Here is a 19,615-nt window from a genome sequence, read left to right as displayed (position 1 = left end):
TGACCGTGCTGGAGCTGCATCAATTTCGTCATTCTGCCTTTTGTCTGAAGGTGCGGATGGTGCTTCAGGCCAAGGGGCTCAGCTATCGCGAGGTGGAGGTGACGCCGGGCTTGGGTCAGGTCGACGTCTTTCGCCGCTCTGGTCAGCGACAGGTGCCAATGCTGGTCGACGACGAGACGGTGATTGCCGATTCCAGTTCCATTGCCGCCTATCTCGAAACCCTTGCCCCAGAGCCGCCTCTCTGGCCCGAAGACCCGCGGGCTGCAGCGCAGGTTCATCTGATTGAGGACTGGGCGGATACCACCCTGGCCCACGCCGCCAGGGTGGCCTTGGCTCAGGCCGCAACCATTGATTCGGAGCTTCGGGTTGCCCTGCTGCCCGATGACCTCCCGGAGCCCCTGCGCAGCACCGTTGCAGGGATTCCGACCGGACTCCTGCAGGGGGTGGGGGAGATCGTGGCTCAGGGGGAGCGTGCATCTTTGCTGACCAGCCTGACCGAGTTGGCCCAGGCGTTGGAGCAGGCTCCTTGGATCGTGGGCGATCGCTTGTCGATTGCTGATCTTGCTGTTGCCGCTCAGCTCTCACTGTTGCGCTTTCCTTCCTCCTCGGGAGCCGCCTTGGCAGGTCGCGGTGTGGCTGGGCTCAGTGACCATCCCCGCCTCCAAGGTTTGTTCCGTTGGAGGGATCAGTTGGAGGCCCAGCTGATGCAGAGCGATCCTGCAGTCGTGTGAGTTCGAGCCGGTAGCGATGGACTGATTCAGGGCTGCGATTCAGCCCTGTGTCGGGTCCGCTGTAGCGGGCCTGCCATTGATCGGCGCAGATGCGTTCGCGGGACGCTGGGGCGCATGGTTGATAACGGCTCAAGGTTTCAACTCTGCTGATCCTTGGAGCCTCAGGACCGTGGAGGATCTGTAGGACCAGTTCGTCACTGAGGAACTCGCTGACGAAATCGCTGCGGTTCGGATCACTCTGTCGTCGTCCGATCACGGTGGTTTCCAGCAGGCGATCGCCGCGCAGCCTCGCGAGTTGACGGTTGGGTTCGCGCTCTGGTTGCTCGACTGTCAGCAGAGTCGATCCGAGAACTGCCTGGCCAACGGCAATGGCATTGAAGGCTCTGTCGCCGACCACAGCACCCCCCCGGCGGATGAAGCGAGCCTTGTGTTCCAGGGGCGAGGAGTCATCGTCCAGCCTGTCCAAGGCCATGCTGCTGACCGTCCATTCGCCTTCAAACCAGCTGGGGTAGACGAGATCACTGTGGCGGCCAGGACGGGGGAGGGGGGCTGGCAGCTGCCATTCCGGCCAGAGCTGAAGGCGCTGGCCCAGCGTGGGCTCGTCCGCAGACCAGGCTGGTCCGGCCCCGCTCAGCAGAAGCAGTCCGATGATCAGTGGCAGCAGTCCTTGCACCTTGTCTGACCCCCTGATTCGTGCCTGTGATCACTACGTGGTGCTGGAGCCTGGTCGCCCGGAGCAACTGCTCAGCGCTGCCGACACCCTGACATGGCTGGAAGCGCACTTGCGGGCGCTGGATGCGCTTCCTTCCGACCTGCAGGCTGCCGGTTCCGTTGCGGCGGCCGCCATCCGGCTGCTCGACACCGCCTGTGATCTGGAGGTGGCTCCCGGGGTCACACTCCAGTGGTTTGCGGTGCGCCTGGAGCCCCCTGGACGGGACTGAGCACCCCTGGGATGGCCTCCAGTGCCATGGCGGCGACGGCGTCTGGTGATTGCGACTGGATCCGTAGATGCAGATCAGCCTCGGCGTAGAGCGGGCGTCGGGCTGCGAGCAGCGCATCGAGGCTCGCTTCGGGATCCCCGTTCTGCAGGAGTGGACGCTCTCCAGGATCCCGCTGCAGACGCTCCAGTAGCTGCTCCCGGTCGGGGTCGAGCCAGATCACCAGCCCCTGATGCAGGACCCCCCAGTTCTCTGGTCGCGTCACGACGCCACCGCCTGTGGCCACCACCAGGGAGTGTCGTTGTCCGATCGCCTGCAGCACCTGGGCTTCGAGGGCGCGGAAACCTTCCTCGCCCTCTTCTTTGAACAGACGTGGAATCGATCGGCCAGCCAACTGCTCAATCACTGCATCGGCATCCACAAATCCGTATCCCAGGGCCTGGGCCAGGGGCCTGCCGCTGCTCGTCTTGCCGCTGCCCATCATCCCCACCAGGTAGAGGTTGCGGCCCCCGAGCCTTGTCTTCAGAGGGTGAACAGCTGTGGGGGAAGGCTCGGTCATGGCGAGGGAACCGCGGGGTCGGACGGTGGAAGACAGGAACTCCCTAGGATGCCTCCTGGTCTGGGCATGCCATGGCTGACATTTCCGCAATGGCCCTTGCTCCCCATGGTCAGGGTCGACGCTGTGTGATTACACGGCGGGCCTGCTTCAGTTCGTCGCATCGTTACTGGCTCCCAGAGCTCAGTTCCGATGACAACAATGCCCGATTCGGTGCTTGCGCCCTGGCGCCTGGCCATGGGCATAACTACGAACTCATCGTCTCGATGGCGGGTCCCCTTGATGCGGACGGCATGGTGCTCAACCTCTCGGAGGTCAAGCACGCGATCCGTGAAGAGGTGACCGGATCCCTGGACTTTCGCTGTCTGAACGACGCTTGGGATGAGTTCGACGTCTCCAAGCCCGAGGGCTGTCTTCCCACCACGGAAGCACTCGTCCGCGTGATCTGGACGCGTCTTGTTCCCCACCTTCCTCTGGTCGCTTTGCGGCTTTACGAATCACCAGGCCTCTGGGCCGACTATCTCGGACACGGCATGGACGCTTTCCTCACGCTTCGCACCCACTTTGCGGCTGCACACCGCCTGGCCCGCCCTGAGCTCTCCCAGGAGGAGAACGAGCGGATCTACGGGAAGTGTGCAAGGCCCCACGGCCATGGCCATAACTATTTGGTTGACGTGACCGTGCGAGGCACGATCGACCCACGGACCGGGATGGTCTGTGACTTAGCGGCGCTTCAGAGCCTTCTGGATGACCTCGTGGTCGAGCCTTTCGATCACACCTTCCTCAATAAGGACGTGCCCCATTTCGCCAGCTGTGTTCCCACGGCGGAGAACATTGCGCTTCATATTGCCGATCGTCTGGCCACTCCCATCCGGGCCATCGGAGCGGTGCTGCACAAGGTGCGCCTGCAGGAAAGTCCAAACAACGCAGCTGAGGTTTATGCGGAGACGCCTCAGCTGAATGCGAGTCCAACCGCCCTTGAGGCGGTGTTGGCCTCCTGAAGCTCACCGAAGCACCGACGCTTCGGCTGGTGCTCGCCATCAGCCTGGACGGCCGTCTCGCCCCTGCTGCTGGCGGAGCTGCTCAGCTCGGTGGAACAGGGGATCGTCGCGCTTTGGAGGAGGCCCTGGCCTGGGCTGATGGCGCCCTGATTGGCGCAGGCACGCTGCGGGCCCATCGCACGACCTGCTTGATTCGCGATGGGGAGCGTCAGGCGCAACGGGTTCAGGACGGCAGGCCTCCGCAGCCGGTGGCCCTGGTGGTGTCTCGTCAGCAGAGCTTTCCAAGTGAATGGCCGTTCTTCAGACAGCCCCTGCAACGTTGGTTGCTTACCCCACCTGTGGCCACTCCAGTGCCCTCAGGGTTCGACCAGCGGCTGACGCTCGGTCAGTCCTGGCAGGAGACACTCCGCTCCCTAGCCAAAGCGGGGCTCCAGCGCGTCCTGCTGCTCGGTGGTGCTCAGCTTTGTGGATCTCTGCTGGCCGAGGATGTTGTGGATGAGTTGCAACTCACGCTGACTCCGAAGCTGCTAGGGGGTTCTCACCACTGGCTGCCGACCGGTCCCAAGGGGCTGCCTGACCTGCTCACGGAACCAGGCGCTTGGTGCCTCGAACGTTGCGATCGTCTCGAGGCCGATGAAGTGCTGTTGCATTACTGCCGCCAGCGCTGAAGAAGATCCTGAAGGGGGAGGTCACGAAGGTTGCTCTCCTGGAGGCCCAGCAGGGAGGCCAGACAGCGCTTGATCACCACTTCGGCATCGTCGCCGACTCTGCCGGTCAACAGTTCACTGATCACCCCCAGCTCTCGGCCCGTGCGACTGGTTTCACGGATCAGGCAGGTGCTCACTGGCTTGGCGAGCGAGCGGCAGGGCTGTTCCGCCAGCTTGCTCAGCTCTGATTCCAGAGGTGCTTCCCCTTGCCTGCCGATCAGTTGCCGGCATTGATCGGTCAAACGCGATTCAATCCGGGGTTGCATCATCTGCAGCACGGGGGCCAGCCAGCCGGCCGAGGCTGCTGGGCTAGCCAGCGCCAGGCAGGCGATGCTCAGTAGCGCTGTTGGCATCTGGCGCTGGAGAAGGGATGAACCGAGCAAGGCGCATCACGGGCGGGATTGAATTCTGATCCCTGCCCGCCGCCATGGTTAGGGTCACTGCGACTTCGCCCTTTGGCGGTGATGGCATCCCTCTCCGCCCGGTGGCACCGCTCCCTTCGCGAGATTCCAGAGGCCGCCTGGGTGCAACTGGTCGGCTCGCAGGCCATTCCCTTCTATCGCTGGTCGTGGCTCACGGCCCTGGAGGAGTCCGGGAGCATCGTGCCGGAGCAGGGATGGCAGCCCCTGCATCTCTCCCTCTGGCGTGGCGCAGACAGGCTGGTGGCTGTCGCGCCTCTCTATCTCAAGGGGCACAGCTATGGCGAGTTCGTCTTCGATCAGGCTTTCGCAAGGCTCGCCGCTGATTTGGGGCTTCGCTACTACCCCAAACTTCTGGGCATGAGTCCGGTCAGCCCTGTCGAGGGTTATCGCTTCCATATCGATTCTGCGGAGGATCCTGCGGTCTTGACCGCGCTGATGTTCGAGCTGATCGATGATTTTGCGCGACGAAACGGCATCCTCAGCTGCAATTTTCTCTATGTCGATCCCGCTTGGCGGCCCCTCGCCGAGGCGGCGGGCTGTGCGACTTGGCTGAATCAGCAGAGTCTCTGGTCAGCCGAGGGGCAGCGGGATTTCAACGATTACTTGAGGGGCTTCAATGCCAACCAGCGCCGCAATATCAAACGGGAACGCAAGGCCGTTCGCGAGGCGGGTCTTGAGGTGACGGCCCTCAGGGGTGAGACGCTGACCCCTGGGTTGTTGACACGCATGCATCGGTTCTACGAGCAGCATTGCGCTCGCTGGGGGATGTGGGGAAGCAAATATCTGGAGGCCTCCTTTTTTGATGCCCTTGCGGGCGAAGCCCTGCGTCCGCATGTGGTGCTGTTCAGTGCCCATCGGGGCGACCCCCAGGAGCCAGTGGCCATGTCGCTGTGTATTCAGGATCAGCAGCAGCTATGGGGCCGTTACTGGGGCAGTGACGAGGAGATCGACTGCCTGCATTTCGAGGTCTGCTACTACGCACCAATCGCCTGGGCTCTGGAGCAGGGGCTGCAGCACTTTGATCCCGGTGCCGGGGGCAGCCACAAACGCCGCCGCGGATTCGTCGCCAGGCCTCAGCACAGCCTTCACCGCTGGTACGACGAGGGCATGGATCGCTTGATCAGGACCTGGCTACCCAAGGCCAATGCCCTCATGGTCGAGGAGATTGATGCGGTGAATGCTGAACTGCCCTTCCGGGCAGAAGCTCCTCAGTTGGGAGCGTCCGCGGCTGATTTGTAGGGTGTCGGGATGGCAAGCAGCAGCTCTTCGGCGTCGTCCCACCCCTCCGCATCCGAGCCGGTGGCTCCTCCTCGAGATCCGGGTGAGGGCCGGGCACTCGATGATCGATTGTCCCAGCGTTTCATTGCCCTCGACCCGGCCGGGTATTTCTTGATCCGGGTCGATGCTGCCTCTGCAGAGCTGGTGGCTGAGCACTACCGAAATGATGTGGATGACCGAGGGCGTGCGACGGATCCCGACACCGGTGAGGTGCTGGGTTGTCGGGGCGGTAGACCCCGCTCCCCTGATCGTGTGTACCGCGGCAAGACGGCAAAACAGCTGGGAATCGAGCTCAGCGAGGGGGATGAGCCCCTTCCTATCAGCAGGCTCGACCACGCCCTGTATCTAGGCCGTGAACTCCAGAAGGCCGAACAGTGCCTCCTGGAGGGGCGCCCCTACGTGCAGGACTGAGAGCGTGTCGATCAGGCCGGTTGAAGTTCGCGCGGATTGCTGGGTTCCTCGGGGGGCAGTGATTCGAGTTGTTCTCGAATCTCCTGCTGCACGATGGACCGATATTCCAGGAAATGTTCGTTGTGCGCGAGCACCACGAGGAACTGCTCCAGCAGGGCCGGGTTGTGGCGGGCCATGCCGAGCATGTAGCGCCAGAAGCGGGTCCGGGTGCTTCGCTTGATTCCCTGGCGCCAGATCACGATCGACAGCGCTCGGAGATCCGTCCAGGTGGGCAGCTTGGCAGCAGCCTTCCAACGGGGTGCCCCCATCTTGAGGTAGTAGGTATAGACCCGATCCATGTAGGCATTGGGTTCGTAGAGAGCGCAGAAGGCCTCCACGTATTCGTTCGCAATGTCCCGGATCGGGCGGGTTGGTTTGAAGTTCAGAAGATTCGTCTGGTTCACCCCCTTGGCGGCGGCTTTCTCCTGAATGAGGCGTCCTTCCTTCTCCAGGCGATACCAGAGCGCCGTGTTGGGGAGAGCTTGCAACATGCCCATCATTGCGGCCGGGATGCCAGTGCGGGTCACAAAGTCGACGATCCTGCGACCGGCTCCATCTTTTTCGCCATCGAAACCGATGATGAAGCCCGCCATCACCCGGATGCCGTTGGCGGTGATCCTGTCGACAGCGGCATCGAGAGGGTTGCGCGTGTTCTGCACCTTCCGGGCTGTTTCTAGGCTCGCCTCGTCAGGCGTTTCGATCCCGAGAAAAACGCTCTCAAAACGGGCGTCGTGCATCATCTGCATCATCTCCTCGTCGTCGGCGAGATCGACGGAGGCCTCGGTGGCGAAACTGAACGGATAGCCCCGCTCCTCCTGCCAGCGCCTGATTTCAGGGAGCAACAGCTTGGCGTTCCGTTTGTTGCCGATGAAGTTGTCGTCCACCAGAAAGATGGAGCGTCTCCAGCCCAGGTCGTAGAGCCGCTGTAGCTCGGCGATCAGCTGTTCGGGGGTTTTGGTGCGGGGCTTGCGGCCGTACAGCACGATGATGTCGCAGAACTCGCAGTTGAACGGACAGCCACGGGAGAACTGCACGCTCATGGAGTCGTAGGCATCCAATTCCAGAAGGTCGAATCGGGGAATCGGAGTCGAGGTCACATCCGGTTTGTCACCCTCAGCGCTGAACCGACCGCTCCGATCACCGCGTTGAATCGCTTCCACGAACATCGGCAGGGTGATCTCACCCTCGTCCAGCACCTTGAAATCCGCGTCGGCGATCTCCGGTGCATCAGGGGTGGAGCTGGCGTAGGGGCCACCAACGGCAACCAGGAGGCCTCTCCGTTTCGCTTCGGCGATCTGTCGCTGCATGTCGTCCTTCTGGACGATCATTCCCGAAATCACCACCAATTCCGCCCAGTTCCATTCCGCTTCGGTGAGCTCCCGCACATTGCGGTCAACCAACTTCATCTCCCAGTCCTGAGGAAGCAGGGCTGCAACGGTCGCCAGTCCTAGGGGTGGAAGCAGAACCTTGCGGTTGACGAGCTCGAGGATTTTTTCGTAGCTCCAGAAGGTCTTGGGGAACTGGGGATAGATGAAGAGGGTGCGCATGGATCTTGCTGGCGGACGCTGGCTTGACGGTGCTTGGGCTGATGGCGCTGAGCTGAGGCTTGCCGCTGACCCTTGGCGCGGATTGCGTCAACCTTAGGGGGTGTGCCCACGAAGGCGTCCCTGTTTCTGGTCTAATAGTTGCGACTTGCTGTGTCTGTCGTGGGCGTTGTCATCTATCTGGGTTTGGTCGGTGCCGGTCTCGTTACCGCTGCAGTGATCAGCGGCGTGCTGCGTGGCATCAAACTGATCTGAGCTTGGTTGTCTCGTCCAGCACGGTTTGACCGCGCTGGCTGATTTCAACGACGGCCAGCGCAAGGCCAATGCCTCCGGCAATGGCGAATGCGCTCTTGAGACCGAGGGTGAGTGTGATGGCTGCGGCCAGGATCCCGCTCAGTCCTCCGCCCCCAAGGAAGGCGATCTGACTGAGACCTGCCATCCTTCCTCGCATCACCTGTTTGGATCCAACTTGGGTGATCAAGTTGGTGCTGCTCAGAAGCCCGGCTGTTCCGGCTCCGATCAGAAAGGCCATCATCAGCACCAGGCCTCGCGTCTCCCCCCTGGCCATTCCCAGCTGGGCCAAGGCCGTGATCAGAGCGAAGCAACCCAAGGTCAGGCATGGACGCTGACAGAAGCGGTGACTATTTCTCTGCAGCACTAGGCCGCCGGTAATGCTCCCTGCGGCCAGCACGCTGGTGAACAAGCCAAGGTCCCTCGGATCAGGTCCGATCGTGTCGGCGGCGATCAGTGGTGCCAGGCCGGGGTGGAAGAAGCCCACCAGGCAGATGACTGCGGTGAAGCGCAGCACATGGCGCAGGATGGGCCCGCAGTCGCGCCAGGCATGCAGCAGGGACGCGTGTGCTTGATTGCCACTGCGCTGTTCCTGTTCGAGATTCGGTTTGAGCAGCCAGATCACGCTGGCAATGGGCAGCAGATAGGTGAGGGCATCGAGGCTGAGGGCTGTTGCCGCTCCCGTGAGGGCCACCAGCCATCCCCCAATTGGGGGACCCACGAGCTTTCCGACGTTGAAGACCACGGAAAAGCTGGTGAGGTAGGGGGCGAGTTGGGTGGGTTCATCCACCAGCAGTGCGCAGTATTTGTTGCGTGCTGTGAGCTCGTAGGCGCTGGCGATTCCCACCAGCAGCGTGCTGCCCAGCAGTGCGCCGACCTGGGCAGTGCCTTCTAGGAGCGGGATCGACAAAGCGCCTAGCAGTCCAGCGGCCAGCAGTGCCCACTGGGCCTGAATGAGCACTGTTTCGCAGCCGACCCTGTCGGTCCTCACGCCCGCCGGCCCACTCACCAGCAGGGTGGGAAGGGACAGGGCTGCGAAATGAAGGGCCAGCAGCATCGGATTTTCCGTGCCGTTCATCAGGATCCAGCCTTTCGCCGTGAGCCCTGCGAAGGACCCTGCGGTGCTCATTCCTGACGCCACAAGAAAAATGCTGCGCTGTCTGGCCTGGGAGAACCGTGTGGCGGTCACGATGAGGAGCGGGCGGCCGCCACCATGGCCGCGGCTCCCACGATCTGCCCGCTCAGGTCATAGACGTCGGAGCCGGTGATTTTGACGGGCACCATCGTGCCAGGACCGGCCTGCAGACCGTTCTCCCCTGGCTGAACGAGCACCTCGCCATCCACCTCAGGCGCAAAGCGTCCGCACCGTCCGATCATGGCGCCAGTGGAGGGGTTGTGCTGCTCGATCAACACATCCACTGTGCGACCCACCCAAGAGGCATTCGCTGCGGCGGAGATCGGTTGCTGAAGGGTCATCAGCCTGTCCTTGCGGGCGATGGCAAGGTTCTCCGGGACTCGGTCAGGCAATGCGGCTGCCGGGGTCCCCTCTTCGGGGGAGAACGTGAACACGCCCACATGATCGAAGCGCTGGCTCTCCAGGAAGCGAGCCAGATGCTCGAACTGGGCCTCGGTCTCCCCTGGGAAGCCGACGATCAGCGTGGTGCGTAGCACCGCATCGGGGAGCTGTTCGCGGATGCGGTCCAGCAGTCGTTCATTCACCTCTGCCTGCCAAGGACGGTTCATGGCTCGCAGCACATCGGGGTGACTGTGCTGCAGGGGCAGATCCAGATAAGGCAAGACGTTGGGCACCTCCCGGTAAGCACTGAGCACCTCGGGGGTTAGGCCGGTTGGATAGGCGTAATGCACCCGGATCCAGGGGATCTCAACCTCGCCAAGGGCGCGCAGCAGATCAGCTAGGCGGGGCTTTCCATAGAGGTCCAGTCCGTAGTTCGTGGTGATCTGGCTGATCAGGATCAACTCCTGCACACCCTGGGCTGCGAGCTGATGGGCTTCGGCCACGATGGATTCGATCGGCCTAGAGCGTTGATCGCCTCGAAGATGGGGAATGATGCAGAACGCGCAGCGGTAGTCGCAGCCCTCGGCAACCTTCAGATAAGCCACGGCCTCGCCGGTGGTTCGGTATCGGGGCAGGTGCTCATCACCCACGAAGGTCGGGGTCAGGCTGACTCGGTTCACTCGCTCCCCGGCTTCCACCCTCTGCAGCACCTCAACAATGTGCTGGTAATCGCCGGTGCCCACGATCGCTTTTGCTTCCGGTAAAGAGTCGAGCAGTTCCTCCTGAAAATGCTGCGCCAGACAGCCGGCGATGATCAGCTCCTTTCCCTGTTCTGCCAGGCCCACCAGGGTGCGCACCGATTCCTCACGGGCGTCCTGGATGAAACTACAGGTGTTCACCACCACCACGCTGGCGTCGTTTTCATCGCTGCTGACGCCATAACCCGCTTGGGCCAGGAGCCCAAGCATGTGCTCCGTGTCGACCCGGTTTTTTTCGCAGCCAAGATGGGCAAAGGCAACGGTCGGTCGACGGGTTGTCTGAGCCTCAGTGCCTGGATCTTTGCTCATGCCCCGACCGATTCGGCAATCTCTCACCATAGGGTTGCGGCCCTATTCCTTTGTGTTCAGCACGGTTCTGGCCGGCGGTTGCTGTCAGACTTGACGCGCTCTGGACGCAGCTGATGTCGACCACCCGCCTCACCAGTCGTCGCCGCCAGGATTCCGGTTCGAAATGGGTCCGAATCGCCATGGCGGTTCTGGCCACGGTTGGGGTGATCGACACCGGCTCAATCACTCTCAAGCGCTGGGGAATCCTGGGGGATCTCAGCTGCCCGCTGGGGGCTGATGGCTGTGACAAGGTCCTGAACAGCGCCTGGGGCACCCTGCTTCAGGGGGATGGCTTCAGTATTCCGCTCTCCTTCGCCGGCCTGATTGCTTATTTGGCTGTGCTGGTGATGGCGATTGTGCCTCTGCTGCCTGGGTTAGCGGAGAACAAGGCGAATCTGTCTCGTCGCACCTGGTGGGGCTTATTCGTCGTGTCCGTTGGCATGGCGATGTTCAGCCTTGTGCTGGTGGGCCTGATGCTGTTCAAGATCCAGGCCTTCTGCTTCTTCTGTGTTCTGTCGGCACTGATCTCGATCGCTTTGCTGATTCTTTCGGTCGCCGGCGGTGGCTGGGATGATCCAGCGCCGCTTCTGTTTCGAGGGGTGTTGCTGGCTCTTGCCGTTTTGTTGGGCAGCTTGATCTGGGCTTCGGTGGTCGACCCCAATCGCCCTGACGCTGCGGTCACCGGGCCTGGAGCGCCTCCCTCTGTCACCACCTCGAGCAATCCAGCCAAGATTGAGCTTGCTGAGCATCTCACCGCTTCCGGTGCCGTCATGTACTCGGCCTACTGGTGCCCGCACTGCCATGAGCAAAAGGAGTTGTTCGGCAAAGAGGCCGCCGCCAAGCTCAAGGTCGTGGAGTGTGCCCCGGATGGTCAGAACAGTCAGACCAAGCTCTGCCAGCAAAAAGGCGTGGAAGGCTTCCCCACCTGGGAGATTGATGGAAAGCTCGATTCCGGTGTGAAGCCACTGGCGGATCTCGCCAAGCTTTCCAATTACCAGGGCCCAAGCATCGACTGATTTCGATCGCCTTCACTCCCGTGAGTCAGCGCACAACGGGTCGGGTTCCGATCGCCTGGCCCAGCTGTTGTCTGGAATGACATTCCCACTGGGGCATGGGCCAGGGAGCGTCATGACGGAAATGGCCTCCGCGACTCTCCTTCCTGAACAGACAGGCCTCCAGCAGCAGGGCACTGGCCCGCAGTCGATGCTGAAGGTCAAGCAGCAGGTTCAGCTCCCGCCGGCTCTCCTCATTCAGTCGGTGCAGCGCGTCCACAGGCTGTGATCTGATCAGTTCCAGGGATGGCTCCGCTTCCAGTTGGTCCAGCGTCACTTGAACCTGATTCAGAGCATGCGCCATTCCGCGGCTGTCCCGGTCCACTCCCGCCACCTGCCAGCAACGCAGTCGCCAGATGTCGATGGTTGCCATCAGCTTTTCGGCGCTTATCCGGCTGCGGCTCTGCAGGGGTGCGCCTGCCCGGAGATCGGTGCCTGGGTGATGGACGATTGCCTTGGCTGGAGCGTTTGGAAGGTCGATCGTTCGTAGCTGTCGGGCAAAAACCAGACATTCCATCAGGGAATTGCTGGCTAGGCGGTTGGCACCATGCAGCCCTGTGCAGGCCACTTCCCCCACCGCGTAGAGACCAGGAAGGTTGGTTGAGGCATGGAGATCAGTGGCCACTCCTCCCATCCAATAGTGGGCTGCGGGGGCCACGGGAATCGGCCGCTCCAGAGGTTGAAGCCCAAAACTGCGGCAGCGTTCCAGGATGGTGGGAAAGCGCTGGACTGCGCGCTCTCGAGGGATCGGTGAGAGGTCCAGGTCGATGTGATCCGTGCCCCGGTCGCGCATGGAGCGCACGAGCGCCCGGCTGACCTGGTCGCGCGGTGCCAGATCAGCACCCGCAAGATCTGCGACGGGGCTTTGCCCTTGGTCGTCCCGCAGGACAGCCCCTTCGCCACGCACCGCTTCTGAAATCAGGAAACAGGGGGCGCCTGGAAGGCGCAGAGCCGTGGGGTGAAACTGCATGAATTCCAGATCTTCCACTGCAGCCCCCGCCTGCCAGGCGAGGGCGACGCCTTCTCCGCAGGCCTGGGGGGGATTGGTGGTGTTCGCATAGAGATGGCCTCCTCCCCCTGTGGCGAGCACCACAGCCCGGGCTGAGATCCAGTGCAGACTTGGGCCATCGAGCACTTGAACTCCGCAGCAGCGACCGTGCTCCACCCAAAGTCGGGTCACGCGGATCCCCCGGCGATGCAGAAGGTCATGACGTTGTTCGACGCGTTCGCGCAGCACATCGACCAGCGCCCTTCCGGTCTGGTCTTGTACGTGCAGCACCCGGTGATGGCTGTGGGCTGCCTCAAGGGTGGTGGCTAGCTTGCCGCTGCTGTTGCGATCGAAGGCCATGCCCAGTTGCTGAAGCCTTTCGACGCAAGCGGGGGCCTGATTGACCAGCAGTTCAACAGCATTCCTGTCGCAGAGCCCTGCCCCGGCGATGAGTGTGTCGCTGGCATGACTGCTGGCACTGTCTTCCGGTCGAGTCACGGAGGCAATACCGCCCTGGGCCCATCGACTAGAAGAGCGCCTGCTGGTGTTGCGATTGAGCAGCAGGATGCGCAGTCCTTCGGGGAGCTCCAGGCAGGTCATCAGACCGGCAGCTCCTGCACCGATCACGATCACATCCCATGGCCCTGGGGGAATCGGTTCGCTCGATGGCTGGTGCTGCGTCATGGCATCAGCAAAAAAACCGCCGGGGTCACCGGCGGTTCGGGATGCAACATAGTTTGACCGAAGCCGGTCTCAAGATCGGCACTCAGCGGTACTGACCATCGTTGATGCGGTCGAAACCTTCGTTCAAGGCGATCGAGGGAGCAGTCACCACAAAGTTGTCGCGATATTTGGCGAACAGTTCCTTCTGACGATCACTCAGGTCGAGGTTGAGCACATCGTCAACACTTTCGTAAGGACCGCCGAGCACGATCTTGCCGGCGAGGGTGGGATACATCCCAGGGAATTGCTGGAACCGGCGCACAGAAGAATTGTTGAGGTCGACCTTGTTACCTCGCTCGGCCAGTTTCTCGTCAGCGACGTTGCGAAGGTCGTCAGCGTGCACGGCTGGGGGCATGACGAGGCCAAGCACCAGGCCTGCCATCAGCATCACACCAGTCAGCCAGGAGACCAGCCGCTTCATCGGAACACTCCGTCAGGGATCGGAACGGGACTGCCGGCGACGCCGGTGAGCAAACCTTACAAGTGCGTCACGGACAAACCCCCCGTTGCGGCGTGAGCTTTTGCAGTTCGTTTCAGATCAGTCCACTGAAGCGCGGTTGGATCAGGGCGGTCAGAAGGAACAGGCCGTCGATCATCAGGGTCGTGATCAGAACGGCAGAGGCCACTCCCCAGCTGGCATCACCTGATGGGCAGAGACGTCCACGGCGGCGGAGGGTTCTGGCGATAAGCAGGATCAGGCCCGTGAAGGCGAGAAGGATGGCTAGCGAGGTTGGGCGGCTCAGGGTCAAGGCAGCCTGCTGGAGAAGCGGCTGAGCTTCCTCGATCGGTGCCTCAACCACTGCTGGCCAGAGGCGCATCACGCCGGTGAGCGCCATCGCCAAGTCAGTCAGTGTTGTGCCAACCAAAGAAGCTAAATAAAAACTGCAACCCAAGCGCCAACGCCCTTGCAGACCTGTGAGCGCAAGGGGAAGGGCAAGGGCTTCGATGGGGAGATGTAGGAGCGGATGGGCCCGCAGCCAGCCCCAGAAGAGAGTTCCCGCGAGCCAGCTTCCACTGAAACCAACCAACAGAGCACCCCAGCGGGCTTTCGCTGGCTCAACTCTCATTCCCAGCAGGATCCCGACACCCAGGAGCAGGAAGCTGAACAGGCCGGCACTGAAAGGATGGAGGCGCACCCAGGGGGCCTGAAGAAAAACGGGCAGCACGACAAGTGCCGCTGCTCCACGGGAAAGGATGACCTCCTCCCCAGCCTTCGGAATCGGAAGCAGCAGCTCGGCGCCATTGAGCCTTGGAGGGTCCAGGGCAGCCGCTTTGATCAGGCCGCTGGACAACGGACGACTCCTGATTGTGAAGAAAGTCCCGAAACCTTAGAAGATTCGACCCCGCCCACTGCGCTGGCGTAGGTGGCTTGGTGGTCATAGCGTGCGGCTGCTTCGAACCGATTCATGACCGACGTCGCCACCGCCCCTGGGTTGCTCGAAGCCTGCTGGCGGGATTTTGTGCTTGGCGTGGTGCAAGGGCTGACGGAATTTCTGCCAATCAGCAGCACTGCTCACCTCAAGGTGGTTCCCGTCCTGGCTGGTTGGGGTGACCCCGGCGTCTCGGTGACAGCCGTTATTCAGCTTGGAAGCATCGTGGCGGTGATTGCTTATTTCCGTCAGGACCTTCAGAGCGTGCTGAAGGGCATCTCCGTAGCTGTTTCCCGTGGCCAGTGGCGTGAACCCGAGGCTCGTCTCGGTATCGCCATGGCGGTGGGAACGGTCCCGATCCTGATCGCAGGTCTGGCAATCAAGCTGTTCTGGCCTGGTTATGAGTCATCGCCCCTGCGCAGCGTGCCTGCCATTGCCGTGGTCTCGATTGTGATGGCCTTGCTGCTGGCCCTCGCCGAGAGGATTGGTCCCCGGATCAAGCAGCTTGTTCAGGTGGAGGGGCGTGACGGGTTGGTGGTTGGCCTTGCCCAGGTGCTGGCGTTGATTCCCGGCGTTTCGCGTTCGGGCAGCACGTTGACAGCCTCTCTTCTCGATGGCTGGCAACGGCAGGATGCGGCCCGCTTCTCCTTCCTGCTGGGAATTCCGGCGATCACGATCGCTGGACTGGTGGAACTCAAGGGTGCCTTCACCGAGCCGAGCGGCGGGGGTGTGCTGCCTCTGCTGGTGGGCATCGTGTCGGCCGCCGTGGTGTCTTGGCTGGCCATTGATTGGCTGCTTAAGTTCCTCCAAAGGCACAGCACCTGGATCTTCGTGATCTATCGCTTGCTCTTTGGGGTGCTGCTCCTGGTCTGGTGGGCCGGCTCAGGATCAAACTGAGATCAGCTGCCTCCATCGCGGTGTGGAATGAACCATCCGCCGGCGTCGCTCTGGCGGCCCTGGATCCGGAATCGGCCTCGCGTCAGCCCGCACCAGCCGTCGTGGCCGCCGTTGAGCCTGGGTCCATCGGTGAAGAGTTGGGTTTTGAACCAGGAGACCAACTGCTCAGTATCAACGGCATCCGACCGAGGGATCTGATCGATTACCGCTATCTGGTGGTGGAGGAAGAGCTCCATCTCGAGGTGATGGATGCAGCGGGCGAGATTCATCAGGTGGACCTTGAAAAGGATGCGGATGACGGCCTTGGTCTCCAGTTCACCGAGGCACTCTTTGATGGACTGCGTCAGTGCAATAACCACTGCCCCTTCTGTTTCATCGATCAGCAGCCGCCTGGGCATCGCAGCAGCCTCTACCTCAAGGACGATGACTACCGGCTGAGCTTTCTTTACGGCTCCTATCTCACCCTCACGAACCTCACCGAGGCGGATTGGCAGCGCATCGAGGCCCAGCGCCTGTCTCCCCTGTTCGTGTCCGTGCATGCCACGGATCCAGACCTGCGCTCCAGGTTGCTGGAGAATCCGCGCGCCGCACTGTTGCTGGATCAGCTGCGCTGGTTTGCGGAACGCGATTTGCAGATTCACGCCCAGGTGGTGGTCTGCCCAGGCCTCAATGACGGAGCAGCGCTGCAGCGCACATTGGAAGACCTTGCTGCGTTTGCGAGCGGTGCTTGGCCTGCCGTGCTTTCGGCCGCTGTGGTGCCCGTGGGCCTGACTCGCTTTCGGCCTTCCGGCGATGGACTGGTCCCTGTCGATCCTGACCATGCCAAGGAGGTCATCACCCAGGTCGAGGCCCTACAGAGCCACTTTCAGGAGACTCTGGGCAGTCGGTTTGCCTGGCTCTCAGATGAGTGGTACTTGATCGCAGGCCGTGCCCTCCCGCCAAGGGCCAACTACGAGGATCTGCCCCAGCAGGAGAATGGAGTCGGAAGCATCCGAGCCTTTTTGGAGGACTTAGATCAGGCCACCGAGACCCTGCCCCCTCGGAGTGAAAAGCCGATGCGCAGCAGCTGGGTGGTGGGTCGTTTGGTCGACCACGCCTTGAGACCCGTGCGTGACCGCCTCAATGGCATTGAAGGCGTGTCGCTTTCTCTCCACGGTCTACCGAGTCCGTACTGGGGACAGGATCAGGTGGTGACGGGCTTGCTCACTGGAGAGGATCTACTGGTGGGTCTTGAGGGGGTCGACCTCGGAGATCAGCTCTTATTGCCCTCGGTGATGCTCCGACAGGGGGCACCGGTGTTTCTCGATGACATGACCCTGGACGAGGTGCAGGCTCGATTGCCGGTCACGATCCGGATCGTGCATGGAGCAGCTGACATCGTGGCCGCAGTACTCGGTCAGGAGCCTTAAAGCCCCTAAGCTCCCGGCAGATTGCAATCTGTCGTGGCCAGGACTGCTGCCAGTTTTCTTCTCATTGCAGGTGCTCTGGCCGCGACTGTCCCTGCGGGACTGCAGGCCCAAGATGCACCTGTTCAGGCTCCTGTGGCCTCTGAGGCAGCTAGTTCTGGAGCCTTGATTGATCAGAAGACTCTCCCGACCGCCATTGAGCTCAAGGGACCGCGTCCGAAAGCCGATCCGTCCGTCCTGCCCCCTGCTGCTACCACGCTCCCTGAAGCGCTAAGCCCCCTGCAGGCGCCTCCAAGTCTTGCGCTCCCAGACAAACCGTCTCAGGTGCGGATCCGTGAACTCCGTCCTCTGACCCTTGCGGAATCTGAGCAGCTGATGGAGGTCAACAACCCCAGTCTCAAGGCAGCGGCCAGTCAGGTGGAGCAAGCCAAGTCGGCTCTGCTTGCCGAGATTTCCCTCTGGTATCCCACGGTCAATCTCTCTGCTAACGGTTTGCCGCAATACCTCGCCGCTGATCAATATCGCAATCCTGATTTCTCATCCACGTTCAATCCCTCGACCGGAGTACCGACCTCGTCTCCTTACACCACCAGCAGCCAGTGGACGGCCAACTTTGCGGCCCAGGTTCAGTGGAATCTCATCGACCCCAAGCGAGTGCCAAGGATTGCTGCAGCTCGCGACAATTTTGAACGCGCTCGTGATGCCTACCTGATCGCTCTTCGGGACCGACGGCTGGAAACAGCAGAGTCCTATTTCGATCTTCAACGCGCCGATGAGCAGGTGCGGATCGGTCAGCAGTCGGTGCGGGCTTCCCTGGTGAGCCTGAAAGACGCCCGCGCCCGCTTTCAGGCTGGTGTCGCCACCAAGCTTGAAGTGCTGGAGGCTGAAACTCAGCTTGCCCGAGATCAGCAGGTGCTCACCAACGGCATCGGCTTCCAAAACAAGACCCGCCGATCCCTGGCCGGATTGTTGGATCTCCCCCAGGACGTGACCCCTACCGCTGCAAGCCCATCGCAGGTGATCGGCGTCTGGCAACCCTCTTTGCAGGAGAGCATCGTGGCCGCCTATGCCTTCCGCGAGGAACTTGATCAGCTGATCCTCGATATCTCGATCAACAACAGCAATGCCAATGCGGCTCTCGCTGCTGTGCAGCCTGTGCTCAGTCTGGTGAATACCTTCAGCACGGCTCGCTTCCAGGGCCAAACCAACGTGATTTCGCCCGTGGATATGGACGACTACGGCTGGAATGCCAACAACACGGTGGGCCTGAATGCCACCTGGAACATCTTTGACGGCGGGCGTGCCCGCGCTGAATACCGCCGCAACAAGCAGCGGGCTGAGGAGAGTGCCTTCAACTTCGCCTCCACCCGTGATCGCATCCGCGTTCAGGTGGAGGAAAGCTTTTACAACCTCCGCACGGCCAATCAGGACATCTTCACAACCTCCCGGGAAGTGTTGTCAGCCAGGGAGTCGCTGCGTTTGGCTCGCCTGCGTTTCCAGGCGGGTGTGACCACCCAAAGGGAAGTGGTGGATACCCAGCGGGATCTCACCCAGGCCGAGGTTCGCTATGCCGATGCGATCAACACCTACAACAAGAGCATTGCCCAGCTGCGTCGTCGCACCGGTCTTGATCAGGTGAAGGCCTGTCAGCCTCAGAACCTCCCAGCCACTAAGCCAGCTGAGGACGATGCCTATGTGGTGCCGATCGAACCTTCTCCGAATCGTCCGGCTTGCCAGGCCATGGCCTCCGCTGCCAAGGGCTGATCGGGATCTGTGGCTGAACTGCTCACGTCCCATCAATTGACCGGCGTTCATCAGTTGCTGGATCAGGTGGCGGAGCGACAGCGGCGTGATTTCGGCCACATCGTTTCTGATGTGAAACCTGACGGCACTCTGATCACCGCCTGTGATCGGTGGAGTGACAGTGCGATCGTTGACGGCTTGGCTTCCCTAGCCCCAGGTGAGGGGGTCTTGAGTGAGGAAGGTTCCAAGCAACTTCCAAAAACGGAGGCTTATTGGGTGGTGGATCCCCTCGATGGCACCACCAATTTCGCTGCTGGTATTCCTTACTGGGCCATCTCAGTGGCCCGTTGCATCGATGGCCGTCCGGTTGAGGCTTTTCTGGAGATTCCATCCCTTCATCAGCGGATTGTGGCGATTCGTGGCAAGGGAGCTTGGCGAAATGGCAAGCCCTTGACACCCCAGACCCGCCTTGCCGCTGACAGTGCCTGTGTGTCTTTATGCAGCCGCGCGATCCGCGTGCTCCAGCGCCGCCCCGATCAGCCGTTCCCCGGGAAGATCCGGCTTCTTGGGGTGGCGAGTTTGAATTTGCTCAGCGTGGCGATGGGGCAGACCATGGCTGCCTTGGAGGCCACTCCGAAAATCTGGGATCTGGCTGCGGCTTGGTTGGTGCTCTCCGAATTGGAGTGCCCCTTGTACTGGCTCGCGGCCGACCCTGCCTGTCTTCAGCCTGGAATGGACCTTGCTGAAGCGGATTTCCCGGTGTTGGCTGCGACCTCTCAGGAGCAGTTGGACCGTCTGATGCCCTGGGGAACAGCGCTACTACGCCCCTGAGGTTGCGCGAAGGGGAGTTAGTGGGTTATGTTTTTGGACTGCGCAGGAAGCCGAAGGGCGGAAGG

Annotated in this window: 21 protein-coding genes; 12 read left to right on the top strand and 9 right to left on the bottom strand. The window is 61.7% G+C overall.

Going from position 1 to position 19,615, the window contains the following annotated elements; genetic code table 11:
- The first annotated feature begins 5 nt into the window (after positions 1-5).
- Entirely contained in the window at positions 6-731 is a 726-nt protein-coding gene (locus CWE17_RS02730; RefSeq protein ID WP_131455193.1) for a glutathione S-transferase family protein, read from the top strand.
- Here CWE17_RS02730 and CWE17_RS02725 read toward each other — a convergent pair.
- Positions 643-1,404, bottom strand: coding sequence for a DUF6816 family protein (locus tag CWE17_RS02725; RefSeq protein ID WP_131454849.1), 762 nt, complete (start codon positions 1,402-1,404; stop codon positions 643-645). The two genes, CWE17_RS02730 and CWE17_RS02725, sit on opposite strands and share 89 nt — an antisense overlap.
- Position 1,405: 1 nt before the next feature.
- On the opposite strand from CWE17_RS02725, the gene CWE17_RS02720 reads away from it, so the two are divergent.
- A complete protein-coding gene (locus CWE17_RS02720) occupies positions 1,406-1,672 on the top strand; it encodes a chlororespiratory reduction protein 7 (protein ID WP_131454848.1) in 267 nt (88 codons plus the stop codon).
- Here the strand turns inward: CWE17_RS02720 and CWE17_RS02715 are convergent.
- On the bottom strand, positions 1,623-2,228 hold the full coding sequence (locus tag CWE17_RS02715; RefSeq protein WP_131454847.1) for a shikimate kinase: 606 nt from the start codon (positions 2,226-2,228) through the stop codon (positions 1,623-1,625). The genes CWE17_RS02720 and CWE17_RS02715 overlap by 50 nt on opposite strands.
- 71 nt (positions 2,229-2,299) lie before the next feature.
- Between CWE17_RS02715 and CWE17_RS02710 the strand changes: the two genes are divergently transcribed.
- Both CWE17_RS02710 and CWE17_RS02705 read left to right on the top strand, forming a co-directional pair.
- Complete coding sequence (locus CWE17_RS02710; protein ID WP_206338345.1) at positions 2,300-3,226, top strand: 6-carboxytetrahydropterin synthase; 927 nt, start codon at positions 2,300-2,302, stop codon at positions 3,224-3,226.
- A complete protein-coding gene (locus tag CWE17_RS02705; RefSeq protein ID WP_255417762.1) occupies positions 3,223-3,894 on the top strand; it encodes a dihydrofolate reductase family protein in 672 nt (223 codons plus the stop codon). Before CWE17_RS02710 ends, CWE17_RS02705 begins: the two co-directional genes overlap by 4 nt.
- On the opposite strand, the gene CWE17_RS02700 is transcribed toward CWE17_RS02705, so the two are convergent.
- Positions 3,876-4,316, bottom strand: coding sequence for a hypothetical protein (locus CWE17_RS02700; RefSeq protein ID WP_240789219.1), 441 nt, complete (start codon positions 4,314-4,316; stop codon positions 3,876-3,878). The genes CWE17_RS02705 and CWE17_RS02700 overlap by 19 nt on opposite strands.
- Before the next feature lie 81 nt (positions 4,317-4,397).
- Here CWE17_RS02700 and CWE17_RS02695 point away from each other — a divergent pair, with 81 nt between their 5' ends.
- A complete protein-coding gene (locus tag CWE17_RS02695) occupies positions 4,398-5,594 on the top strand; it encodes a GNAT family N-acetyltransferase (RefSeq protein WP_131454845.1) in 1,197 nt (398 codons plus the stop codon).
- 9 nt (positions 5,595-5,603) lie between these two features.
- Positions 5,604-6,044: a DUF4346 domain-containing protein gene (locus tag CWE17_RS02690; protein WP_131454844.1), complete on the top strand. Its 441-nt coding sequence runs from the start codon at positions 5,604-5,606 to the stop codon at positions 6,042-6,044.
- 11 nt (positions 6,045-6,055) lie between these two features.
- On the opposite strand, the gene CWE17_RS02685 is transcribed toward CWE17_RS02690, so the two are convergent.
- A complete protein-coding gene (locus CWE17_RS02685; RefSeq protein ID WP_131454843.1) occupies positions 6,056-7,630 on the bottom strand; it encodes a B12-binding domain-containing radical SAM protein in 1,575 nt (524 codons plus the stop codon).
- Positions 7,631-7,789: 159 nt separating this feature from the next.
- On the opposite strand from CWE17_RS02685, the gene CWE17_RS02680 reads away from it, so the two are divergent.
- Positions 7,790-7,882: a hypothetical protein gene (locus CWE17_RS02680; protein ID WP_038023572.1), complete on the top strand. Its 93-nt coding sequence runs from the start codon at positions 7,790-7,792 to the stop codon at positions 7,880-7,882.
- On the opposite strand, the gene CWE17_RS02675 is transcribed toward CWE17_RS02680, so the two are convergent.
- Together CWE17_RS02675 and rimO are read right to left on the bottom strand one after the other, a co-directional pair.
- On the bottom strand, positions 7,869-9,107 hold the full coding sequence (locus CWE17_RS02675) for an MFS transporter (protein WP_255417760.1): 1,239 nt from the start codon (positions 9,105-9,107) through the stop codon (positions 7,869-7,871). The two genes, CWE17_RS02680 and CWE17_RS02675, sit on opposite strands and share 14 nt — an antisense overlap.
- Positions 9,104-10,501 carry a 30S ribosomal protein S12 methylthiotransferase RimO gene (rimO, locus tag CWE17_RS02670; RefSeq protein ID WP_131454842.1) on the bottom strand — a complete coding sequence of 466 codons (1,398 nt, stop codon included), beginning with the start codon at positions 10,499-10,501 and terminating at the stop codon, positions 9,104-9,106. The genes CWE17_RS02675 and rimO overlap by 4 nt, the downstream gene beginning before the upstream one ends.
- Before the next feature lie 113 nt (positions 10,502-10,614).
- Here rimO and CWE17_RS02665 point away from each other — a divergent pair, with 113 nt between their 5' ends.
- Positions 10,615-11,556: a vitamin K epoxide reductase family protein gene (locus CWE17_RS02665; protein ID WP_131454841.1), complete on the top strand. Its 942-nt coding sequence runs from the start codon at positions 10,615-10,617 to the stop codon at positions 11,554-11,556.
- A 25-nt stretch (positions 11,557-11,581) separates the two neighbouring features.
- Here CWE17_RS02665 and nadB read toward each other — a convergent pair whose 3' ends face one another.
- The 3 genes from nadB to CWE17_RS02650 form a co-directional block, all read right to left on the bottom strand.
- On the bottom strand, positions 11,582-13,264 hold the full coding sequence (gene nadB / locus CWE17_RS02660; RefSeq protein ID WP_131454840.1) for an L-aspartate oxidase: 1,683 nt from the start codon (positions 13,262-13,264) through the stop codon (positions 11,582-11,584).
- An 82-nt stretch (positions 13,265-13,346) separates the two neighbouring features.
- A complete protein-coding gene (gene psbU / locus CWE17_RS02655) occupies positions 13,347-13,724 on the bottom strand; it encodes a photosystem II complex extrinsic protein PsbU (RefSeq protein WP_131454839.1) in 378 nt (125 codons plus the stop codon).
- A 112-nt stretch (positions 13,725-13,836) separates the two neighbouring features.
- On the bottom strand, positions 13,837-14,595 hold the full coding sequence (locus tag CWE17_RS02650) for a DUF3120 domain-containing protein (protein WP_131454838.1): 759 nt from the start codon (positions 14,593-14,595) through the stop codon (positions 13,837-13,839).
- A 114-nt stretch (positions 14,596-14,709) separates the two neighbouring features.
- Between CWE17_RS02650 and CWE17_RS02645 the strand changes: the two genes are divergently transcribed.
- The 4 genes from CWE17_RS02645 to CWE17_RS02630 are packed head-to-tail and all read left to right on the top strand — an operon-like array spanning position 14,710 to position 19,550.
- Entirely contained in the window at positions 14,710-15,570 is an 861-nt protein-coding gene (locus CWE17_RS02645; RefSeq protein ID WP_131454837.1) for an undecaprenyl-diphosphate phosphatase, read from the top strand.
- Between the two features lie 20 nt (positions 15,571-15,590).
- Positions 15,591-16,979, top strand: coding sequence for a TIGR03279 family radical SAM protein (locus CWE17_RS02640; protein WP_131454836.1), 1,389 nt, complete (start codon positions 15,591-15,593; stop codon positions 16,977-16,979).
- Between the two features lie 33 nt (positions 16,980-17,012).
- Entirely contained in the window at positions 17,013-18,740 is a 1,728-nt protein-coding gene (locus tag CWE17_RS02635) for a TolC family protein (protein ID WP_131454835.1), read from the top strand.
- A 9-nt stretch (positions 18,741-18,749) separates the two neighbouring features.
- Positions 18,750-19,550: an inositol monophosphatase family protein gene (locus tag CWE17_RS02630; RefSeq protein ID WP_131454834.1), complete on the top strand. Its 801-nt coding sequence runs from the start codon at positions 18,750-18,752 to the stop codon at positions 19,548-19,550.
- Positions 19,551-19,615 lie beyond the last annotated feature (65 nt).

Source organism: Synechococcus sp. BS56D (assembly GCF_004332405.1).
Taxonomy (GTDB): domain Bacteria; phylum Cyanobacteriota; class Cyanobacteriia; order PCC-6307; family Cyanobiaceae; genus Synechococcus_C.
Note: the sequence above shows the minus strand (reverse complement) of the source record. Positions and strands in the feature narration are given on the sequence as shown.

What these genes read in the sequence shown, in the direction of transcription:
- CWE17_RS02695 (WP_131454845.1), top strand. Translation starts at nt 4,398, where the DNA reads ATGGCATCCCTCTCCGCCCGGTGGCACCGCTCCCTTCGCGAGATTCCA.
- CWE17_RS02685 (WP_131454843.1), bottom strand. Translation starts at nt 7,630, where the DNA reads ATGCGCACCCTCTTCATCTATCCCCAGTTCCCCAAGACCTTCTGGAGC.
- CWE17_RS02690 (WP_131454844.1), top strand. Translation starts at nt 5,604, where the DNA reads ATGGCAAGCAGCAGCTCTTCGGCGTCGTCCCACCCCTCCGCATCCGAG.
- nadB (WP_131454840.1), bottom strand. Translation starts at nt 13,264, where the DNA reads ATGACGCAGCACCAGCCATCGAGCGAACCGATTCCCCCAGGGCCATGG.
- CWE17_RS02645 (WP_131454837.1), top strand. Translation starts at nt 14,710, where the DNA reads ATGACCGACGTCGCCACCGCCCCTGGGTTGCTCGAAGCCTGCTGGCGG.
- rimO (WP_131454842.1), bottom strand. Translation starts at nt 10,501, where the DNA reads ATGAGCAAAGATCCAGGCACTGAGGCTCAGACAACCCGTCGACCGACC.
- CWE17_RS02710 (WP_206338345.1), top strand. Translation starts at nt 2,300, where the DNA reads ATGGCTGACATTTCCGCAATGGCCCTTGCTCCCCATGGTCAGGGTCGA.
- CWE17_RS02665 (WP_131454841.1), top strand. Translation starts at nt 10,615, where the DNA reads ATGTCGACCACCCGCCTCACCAGTCGTCGCCGCCAGGATTCCGGTTCG.
- psbU (WP_131454839.1), bottom strand. Translation starts at nt 13,724, where the DNA reads ATGAAGCGGCTGGTCTCCTGGCTGACTGGTGTGATGCTGATGGCAGGC.
- CWE17_RS02715 (WP_131454847.1), bottom strand. Translation starts at nt 2,228, where the DNA reads ATGACCGAGCCTTCCCCCACAGCTGTTCACCCTCTGAAGACAAGGCTC.